At 39.9% G+C, this 8456-nt stretch carries 9 protein-coding genes; 5 read left to right on the top strand and 4 right to left on the bottom strand.

What is annotated here, in order from left to right; translation table 11 throughout:
• Positions 1–5: 5 nt before the first annotated feature.
• The gene (locus BLT_RS0119050; RefSeq protein ID WP_026105203.1) at positions 6–869 is read left to right on the top strand and encodes an SDR family oxidoreductase; all 864 of its coding nucleotides are present in this window, start codon (positions 6–8) and stop codon (positions 867–869) included.
• Between the two features lie 386 nt (positions 870–1255).
• Here the strand turns inward: BLT_RS0119050 and BLT_RS0119040 are convergent, their stop codons facing one another.
• A complete protein-coding gene (locus BLT_RS0119040; protein ID WP_026105202.1) occupies positions 1256–2029 on the bottom strand; it encodes a Cof-type HAD-IIB family hydrolase in 774 nt (257 codons plus the stop codon).
• Positions 2030–2361: 332 nt separating this feature from the next.
• Here BLT_RS0119040 and BLT_RS0119035 point away from each other — a divergent pair, with 332 nt between their 5' ends.
• Positions 2362–2772, top strand: a complete 411-nt coding sequence (locus tag BLT_RS0119035) for a VOC family protein (RefSeq protein ID WP_017729312.1) — start codon at positions 2362–2364, stop codon at positions 2770–2772.
• Positions 2773–2880: 108 nt separating this feature from the next.
• On the opposite strand, the gene BLT_RS0119030 is transcribed toward BLT_RS0119035, so the two are convergent.
• Positions 2881–3684 carry a GNAT family N-acetyltransferase gene (locus tag BLT_RS0119030; protein ID WP_017729311.1) on the bottom strand — a complete coding sequence of 268 codons (804 nt, stop codon included), beginning with the start codon at positions 3682–3684 and terminating at the stop codon, positions 2881–2883.
• Between the two features lie 230 nt (positions 3685–3914).
• On the opposite strand from BLT_RS0119030, the gene BLT_RS0119025 reads away from it, so the two are divergent.
• The 3 genes from BLT_RS0119025 to BLT_RS0119015 all read left to right on the top strand — a co-directional run bounded on the left by BLT_RS0119025 (position 3915) and on the right by BLT_RS0119015 (position 7234).
• Positions 3915–4814: a DUF6282 family protein gene (locus BLT_RS0119025; RefSeq protein WP_236611121.1), complete on the top strand. Its 900-nt coding sequence runs from the start codon at positions 3915–3917 to the stop codon at positions 4812–4814.
• Between the two features lie 879 nt (positions 4815–5693).
• The gene (gene motA / locus BLT_RS0119020; RefSeq protein WP_017729309.1) at positions 5694–6473 is read left to right on the top strand and encodes a flagellar motor stator protein MotA; all 780 of its coding nucleotides are present in this window, start codon (positions 5694–5696) and stop codon (positions 6471–6473) included.
• A 5-nt stretch (positions 6474–6478) separates the two neighbouring features.
• Positions 6479–7234 carry an OmpA family protein gene (locus BLT_RS0119015; protein ID WP_017729308.1) on the top strand — a complete coding sequence of 252 codons (756 nt, stop codon included), beginning with the start codon at positions 6479–6481 and terminating at the stop codon, positions 7232–7234.
• Positions 7235–7613: 379 nt separating this feature from the next.
• Here BLT_RS0119015 and BLT_RS0119010 read toward each other — a convergent pair whose 3' ends face one another.
• Together BLT_RS0119010 and BLT_RS22430 are read right to left on the bottom strand one after the other, a co-directional pair.
• On the bottom strand, positions 7614–8030 hold the full coding sequence (locus BLT_RS0119010; RefSeq protein WP_017729307.1) for a hypothetical protein: 417 nt from the start codon (positions 8028–8030) through the stop codon (positions 7614–7616).
• Between the two features lie 187 nt (positions 8031–8217).
• Positions 8218–8456 (bottom strand): energy-coupling factor transporter transmembrane component T (locus BLT_RS22430; RefSeq protein WP_035426096.1); only part of this gene is annotated, 239 nt, incomplete at its 5' end.

The raw sequence follows: 8456 nt of genomic DNA, 5'->3' as shown, positions 1-8456 counted from the left end.
AAGAGATTAGAAATCACCAATCTGAAGGGCAACCTCCCCAAGAACAAAAACGCCAACCTGGTCTAGAGGAAGAAATGAACCCAAAACCGCTATATGAAAATCCTCACTATGAAGGAAGCAATAAATTAAATGAGAAAGTAACCCTGATAACGGGGGGAGATAGTGGAATCGGCCGCGCTGTAGCCCTCGCCTTTGCAAAAGAAGGAGCTCATATCAGCATTGTTTATTTTGATGAACACAAGGATGCGGAAGAAACAAAAATGCTTGTGGAAGAAAAAGGGGTAAAATGCCTGCTTATAAGTGGTGATGTAGGCGATGAGCGTTTTTGTCATGAAGCTGTGAAACAAACTATTGATACCTTTGGCCAGCTTGATGTTCTCGTCAATAACGCTGCTGAGCAGCACTTTCAGGAACGTATCGAGGATATTTCAAGCGCTCAGCTCCACCGAACCTTTCAGACAAATATCTATTCTTACTTTTATTTCATCCAAGCCGCAATGCCTTATTTGAAAGAAGGTAGCTCGATTATTAACAGTGCTTCGATTGTTGCTTATCAAGGGCAACCTGTTTTAATGGACTATGCTGCCACAAAAGGTGCGATTGTTGCCCTAACTCGTTCACTTTCTCAAAACCTTGTATCAAAAGGCATTCGTGTGAATGGTGTTGCTCCAGGACCAATTTGGACGCCTCTCATTCCAGCTTCATTTCCTGCAGAGTATGTGGAGTCATTTGGTACTGATACACCGATGGGACGCCCTGGTCAACCTGCCGAGCTAGCACCTGCATACGTATATCTTGCTTCAAATGATTCTACCTATGTTTCAGGACAAATGATTCATGTAAATGGCGGAAATGTCGTAAATGGCTAATAATTGGTAAAAGAGGCTGGGACATAACGAACGTGTATGATTGAAAAACAATGCACAACCTTAGCGGAGGAAATAGACATAGACTCCTGCTGGATCAAAGGCAAGGATGAGACCCCACAGTGCGAAAAGCACGAGGAGGCTCACCAGCCGCCCGCGGAAAGCGAAGGATATTTCCGAAGCGAATGCTATGCAGCATTTCTCATCAATAAAAACTCTCTTGTCCCAGCCTCTTCCAACTACCATTTTATAAAGATAAGGTCCATTTTTCTTCGTGGAGCTCTTGATTGAATAAAATTTGCCTTCTTGTCTCTAAAGAACGTATCATCCCATTCATTCCACCACTTCTGGTATGCTCAACCGGTTAAGCTGACGGTTTATAGATCTGTTTACAATAAACCGACAAGCTCCAAGCCGTGCTTTATCCCGTCTTCATTTACATCTTTGGTTACATGCTTTGCTGCCTTTTTTACAGAGTCTTCTGCATTTCCCATTGCCACACTATTTTCTACAAATTGAAGCATTTCAATATCATTTAGTCCATCTCCAAATGCGTAGACATCGCTCTTTGAGAAGCCTAAGTGTTGAATGATCGCTTCAATGCCTTTTGCTTTCGACCCGCCTGCTGGCAATACGTCCGTTGATACGGGATGCCATCGTACAAAGTCAAAAAGACCAAATGTATCGATGTATTGTTGTTCTTCCTCACTTGTGCAAAAAAGCAACGCCTGATAAATATCGCGCTCTACAAAATATTCAGGGTCGTGGGCCGGATGCTCAAATTTTAATGTGCCAATGCTCTCTTCTACAAAAGGATGGTATTCGATATTCGCCTTCATATCCTCATGATCCATATATACGATTGGATGATCATGGCGCAAGGCGAATTCAGTGAACACTTTTAGCGTTTCTTTATGTAGGGAATTTTTGAAAATGATTTCTTTTTCAGCAACTACATACTGACCATTGAAGCTCACATACGTTTCAATGCCGAGATCTTCTCGTAACGATCCAAACAAAAATGGCGCTCTTCCTGTCGCAATCGCAACATAATGTCCCCGTTCCTTTAATGTTTGAATCGCCTGTTTGGTTGAAATTGGTAGTTCTTTATCATGATTAAGCAGGGTTCCATCTATATCAAAAAAAATAAGCTTTCTTGTCATGTTCTTTCCCTCACTTTTTATTGGCTCATGTAAGAAGTAACGATGCGTAAAAAATTTTTTCATCAGCCTGTTGTCTTGACTGTAAACAATATATCGTAACACCTGTTCATCTGCTACAATAAGCATAACGGCTTCTTCCTAAAAAATACAACTAATAGTTATCATACCGAAAGAGCGAGCCAAGCTCAAGTCTGCTGAATGAAGCCGTTTCAGGTTAACTTAAAAGCTGTTTGTGCCGTTTTTCCGCTCATAAATATTTCATTCATCGCTTATACTATTTGACAATTTCATGTGCTAAAAAATTTTGTGATAACTGATAAGGAGTGTTTAACATGAAGCATCAAGTGACACCGTATCTTACGTTTGACGGTCAAGCACGAGAAGCATTAGCGTATTACAAGGAAGCTTTTGAAGGGGAAATAATAGATATTCAAACGTTCGGTGAGGCAGATTTTCCGACTCCTCCCGAAGCGAATGATCGCATTATGCATGCACGTTTTAAAAAAGGTGAATTGTTTTTTATGGTGTCAGATACATTTCCGGGCCAGTCCATTGATGTCGGCAATAACATTTCCTTGGCACTTGAAATGACAAGCGAAGAAGAAATTCAAAGAATATTTGATGCCCTGCGTCAGGAAGGTTCCATTATAATGGAGCTGCAAGATACATTTTGGGGAGCAAAATATGCGAAAGTGAAAGATAAGTATGGTGTGATTTGGGATCTTAACTATACAAAGTCATAATGGAAACGAAGCAGGCAAGGCGCTATTCGCCATACCTGCTTCTTTATTAAGTGACTGGAAGATTAGCCACCAAAGAAAAAATCGAGAACAAGGGTCGATTTGTCTGCCTTACACCTCTTTTGAGAGACAGCTTGTCATCGTCCATTTCTCAATATCTTCAAACCCAATTCGCTTATAGATCCGTCCAGCTGCTGGATTATCATAAAACAAGCAAAGGCTCTTTCCTTCTCTTAACACATCCAAACAAAGCTTACTCATACATTGGGAGGCAAAGCCTTTTCGTCTATGATCATTGTGTGTGCAAACACCAACAATCATTGCCGCAAATGAATTTTCGGCTGCGGTTGATGCTGCTGAAATCATGTCGCCGTCCTCTTCGATAAAATACGTTCTCGATACACCTTTTTCCATGTTACGCTTTTTATCTTCTACTGTTTCTGTGCTGGAGAATTCCTCTACTCCCTTATATAAATCGATGATTTTCTCAACATCATGAATCGATGCCCGTTTAACTAGATTTGTTCGCTCATCGTATTCAATTTTTTCTGCTGTATTACATTTTGCATAATAGAGAGAGCGAGTCTTCCCTAACGGTGTCATGACATACGGAAGCACTTTCGCTGTGACGCTTTCAAGCCCAGAGATTATCGCTGCATTAGGGTCCTGCGAGATTATCAAAGCAAGCCCTTGCGCATCAAATGCACCTGGAGCATAAGGGATATAATTTCCTTGATATTTAAGAAGAACCCCTCTTAGCTCTCCTTGCTCCCCAAAGTCACCCCAAAGCATTTGAAAATCTTGCTTGTAGCCATATGCTTCAATGTCTCCAATAATAAAAAGATTTTCTGCTGGTTGTTTCTTTAGTAGATTCATACAAGCTTCATTGTCCTGTATCGTTAGTTGTCGAATCATATAAATAAGTCTCCTCCTTCATTGCCGCGTTTAATCTAGCATAGCGTTGTGTCATTTATCAGCCATTTTAACATAGTCAAACTTATTACCATTTTGATTGAAATATCCTCTGCCGCAATTACCACCAACACCCTTTAAAAAATTATAAAAATATTGTAATATTTCTGAAATTAATTACAATAAAACTAGTCACTAGCTTTTCACTCATTGCATTAATGATTAAAGGAGAGATGAAGAATATGCATGCTGAACTTCTTGAAGGGGCTTACGATCTTCATGTACATACCGGCCCTGATATTCCCGAGAGAAAGCTTGACGATTTAGACCTAGCAGAACGATACATAAAGTTAGGTATGAAAGGGTTTGGAATTAAGTCGCATTATTTTTGTACAGCAGAGAGAGCAAGGTTAGTCAAAAAGATTCACCCTGCTATCAACCCTATCGGAGCAGTTAGTTTAAATAACCCGATTGGTGGTATTAATCCTTTGGCAGTAGAAATGGCAGCTCGTGATGGTGCAAAAATCGTTTGGATGCCAACCTTTGATGCATTAAATGAAATTGAATTTCTTTCAAATAAGACAAAAGAAGATGAGCTACCACCATGGGCAAAAGTTCAATTAGAGTTACGTGAACAAGGAAAAATGGGTAAAGGGATAAGCATCTTAAAGGATGGAAAACTGACAGAAGATGCGTTGACAGTATTAGAAATTATTTCCGATTACAATCTTATTCTTGCTACTGGACATTTAGGAAGGAAAGAGATTTTTGCTTTAGTAACTGCTGCAAAAAAGATGAAATTAAAAAGGGTTGTTATCACTCATCCTACCTTCTCATCTGTTAACCTTTCAAAAGAGGAACAAAAAGAACTCGCAGAATTAGGAGCCTATATGGATCATTGCTTTGGTGTCATTACGCCAAATTACGGCATTGATTGGGATGGGCTTTACGAACAAATTAAGTATGTAGGGCCAAAGCATTGTATTTTATCAAGTGATCTAGGACAAGTTGAAAACCCTTACCCCGATGAAGGGATGATCACATTTGTGAGCAACTTAGCGGAAAATGGCTTCTCTAGGCACGAAATAAAAAACATGACGAAAGAAAATACTAGCTTTTTAGTAGAAGCCTAAGAAAATTCACTATCGAAAAATCATGCATCTACTAATTCAAAAATTTATCCTCACAATTTTTGAATCAGTTCTGCATTTGGTCATGCACGGGCAATAAGCTTACACATGCGAGCGTCTTTAGCTAGGCGCTCTTTTTTGTGTGGAAAAGGGGACGGATCTTAAGTGCAAGTTGATAAAACAATGAAGCCCTTCCGCTCACACCTCCTTCATTGAAAGGTTGCTCAACGTTACTTGACGGCCTCGTTTCCATCCAAGTGGGAAGAGCGAGCCGCACATGAAGGTTTTTGTGCGGTTTTTAATTTTCAAGTCAGCAAGTGGACTCTCCTTAAGTCTTCCTTAGTGATAATAGTCTTGCTTCAATAGACAGTTAAATTCAAAAAAATTTTACAAGGTATATAGGGATTCTTGTCGAATAGTGAACAAGGACGTGTTGGAACCATCCATGTGCAGCAATGACATGTTTGTAAAGCTCTCTGTTCAATTTGACATATAGCTGCGTGAAAAAAGGGCTCCTTCCCTTTATTCTTCGTACTCGCTCAACACCTCCTTAATAAATCATTCTATTTTTAGAATTTTTTTCATGATTTCTGAGACCAGGTGACTATTTTGTACAAAGGATGTGAATGAATAAAATATTTTTATCCTTCTCTTTTAGTTAAAATCAAAAGTTAAATGAATGATTTTTTCATGTTTTTACCTAAATGGCATTTTTAGGGATATATTTCCTTCGAAAGCACTACAATATTTTTAGATTTTTGTCTTATTTTGATGAAAAATGCAGAGTCAAAACTCATCAATATGGATTATAATAGATTGAAATCATATGTTAGTAGTATACAAGAATGCTACAACTTTCTAAATTAAAGGGAGATTTTAAGTATGGACAAGACATCATTTATAGGCGTTATACTAGGCGTTATTGCTATCATTTTAGGTATGGTTTTCAAAGGAACAAGTCTTACTGTGTTAATTAACCCTGCTGCCTTTATGATTATTTTTGCTGGAACTATCGCAGCTGTGCTTGTTGCTTTTCCGATGGAAGAAATAAAGCGTGTACCAAAGCTGTTTAAGATCCTATTCTCTGAGAAAAAGCAGCCACCAACGACAGAATTAATCGAACAGTTCGTAGAATATGCTAAAATTTCACGCCAAGAGGGCCTATTATCCCTCGAGTCGAAAATTAAAGATATTGATGACCCTTTTCTCCAACAATCAATGAGAATGGTCATTGATGGTCTCGATCCAGAATTTATTCGCTACACTCTTAATGAACGGATCGATGCAATGCAAGAGCGCCATGCGACAGGCGCATCGATTTTCACACAAGCAGGGACCTATGCACCAACACTTGGGGTTTTGGGAGCCGTATTAGGTTTAATTGCTGCATTAGGGAATCTTGAAGATACAGAAGCATTAGGTTATGCGATTGCTGCAGCTTTTGTTGCTACCTTATTTGGTATTTTTAGTGGATATGTCTTATGGCACCCTTTTGCAAACAAGCTAAAACGCAAGTCCCGAAAAGAAACGCTTCATAAGTACATCATTGTGGAAGGAACGATTTCTATTATTAATGGTGTTTCTCCAAGAGCAATGGAAGAAAGCTTATCAGTTTATTTAGAAGAACAGGAACAAGTAGAGTATCTTAAAAGGAGCGAATAATAAACATGGCGTCTAAAAAGAAAAACCATCACGACGAACATGTAGATGAATCGTGGCTAATTCCATATGCAGACATGCTCACCCTCCTTTTGGCACTATTTGTTATCCTCTTTGCAATTAGTCAAGTAGATGCAACGAAATATGAACAACTTAGAGTTGCCCTTTCTGAATCAATGGGAGGGCAAGGTGTTCTTGAGGAAATGTCCCCTGTTCAGGTCGATCCAGCCACTCCATCTACCAGCTCTTCAGCAGCTGACGTGTGGGTTGAATTGCAAGAATTAAAAGAGGAGCTCGATCAATATATTGAAGCGGAAGGTTTAGGTAACCGGCTTTCAGCAGATATTACTCCTGATGGACTACTCATCACGATCAATGATCACATCTTGTTTGCCTCAGGGAGTGCCAATCTAAAGCCTTCTGCTGAAACACTTGCCCTTACGTTGGCTGACTTTTTAGCAACCGATCCACCTTGGCATATTCAAATTTCTGGGCATACCGACAACCGTCCGATTCACACAGCGGAGTTTGCATCAAACTGGGAATTAAGTTCGGCTCGTGCCTTAAATGTGATGAATATTTTTCTTCAAAACCCTGAAATTCGAGCAAAGCAGCTTAGTATTGCTGGCTATGGTGAATATCAGCCAGTCGCCTCAAATGACACTGCCGAAGGACGAGAGCGTAACCGACGTGTAGAGGTTCTCATTTTACCTAGGCACTATCACCACTCTGAGACAACGACAAGTAATGACACTGCTAATTAACGATTAAATTAAAAGAGGCTGGGACATAACGAACGTGTATGATTGAACATGCGAACAATGCACAACCTTAGCAGAGGAAATAGACGTAGACTCCTGCGGGATCAAAGGCAAGGGTGAGACCCCACCGTGCGAAAAGCACGAGGAGGCTCACCAGCCGCCCGCGGAGTGCTAAGTATATTTCCGAAGCGAATGCTATCCAGCAACGATCATGACGTTCGGATTGCTCATCAATAAAAACTCTCTTATCCCAGCCTCTTTATTTGTCGTCTTTTACTGATATTGATGTCTCGTACATTAGCAAAGCTTGGCTTTTCTCCAAGTCTTAATAGCGAATACCTTCGTTACACGTTACAGTTATAGTTTGTCAATAAAATGGATACTACATGCTTGAGCGGCTGTTTTTTCGTTTCGTAAAAAACCAAGCAATTCCGATAAAGAGCAGCACAACGACAGTTATTGTCCCCCATCTATTCATGACAGACTCATTACTTTCAACTACACCAATTTCCCATTCCACCCGGTGTCCAATCCCGTCTTCAGCCACAAGTAAATGAGCACCTTCTATATCACCGTAATAAAAATGCCCTTGTTCATCAAGCTTGTCTTCAAATAGTTGATTCTCTTCATTGTCGTACACAACGACGACGGTACGTTGTGAAAAGCTTCCATCCTCGTAATGAACTTTGACAGTACCTGCTTCAACGGGTTCCATAAGCATTTTATGAGCATAGACAGGTGAGGCAATTAAGAAAAAGAGAAGCCACACACAACAAACAGACATAACATTCCTTTTCATCGATTCAAACTCCTTTAAAGCGACATTTCTTCTGTCACACACATCTTCATCACTAACATATAGGCCTCTTCTGTTTTCGCACCAAGTAGAGCAATCTTATTACTTTTAAACAAACATGAAAGATTTGTTCGTGCTATTGTCTGATCTGGATATGTATACGATAGCTCTTTAATTGAGATTACTTCTATTAGAACCACCACTTTTCAATCAATATAATTATCAGTATAAAACCTAGTATACTTGCAGACTTGATCCAATCCGTCTTACTAATTGGACGAGGAGGAGAAGTAGGGATCTTCCCAGAAAATCCACGGGCAGCCATCGCTTGATATACTTTATCCGACTGATCCACAGCTTTCATAATTACCCCCGCCATCACCCCACTATAGACCTTTAAAGAGGCTGGCTTAGCCGATGGGCGAAATA

It is taken from the genome of Halalkalibacterium ligniniphilum (assembly GCF_000334155.1).
GTDB lineage: Bacteria > Bacillota > Bacilli > Bacillales > Bacillaceae_D > Halalkalibacterium > Halalkalibacterium ligniniphilum.
The sequence above is the reverse complement of the archived record's forward strand: the minus strand, read 5'-3'. Positions and strand labels throughout refer to the sequence as shown.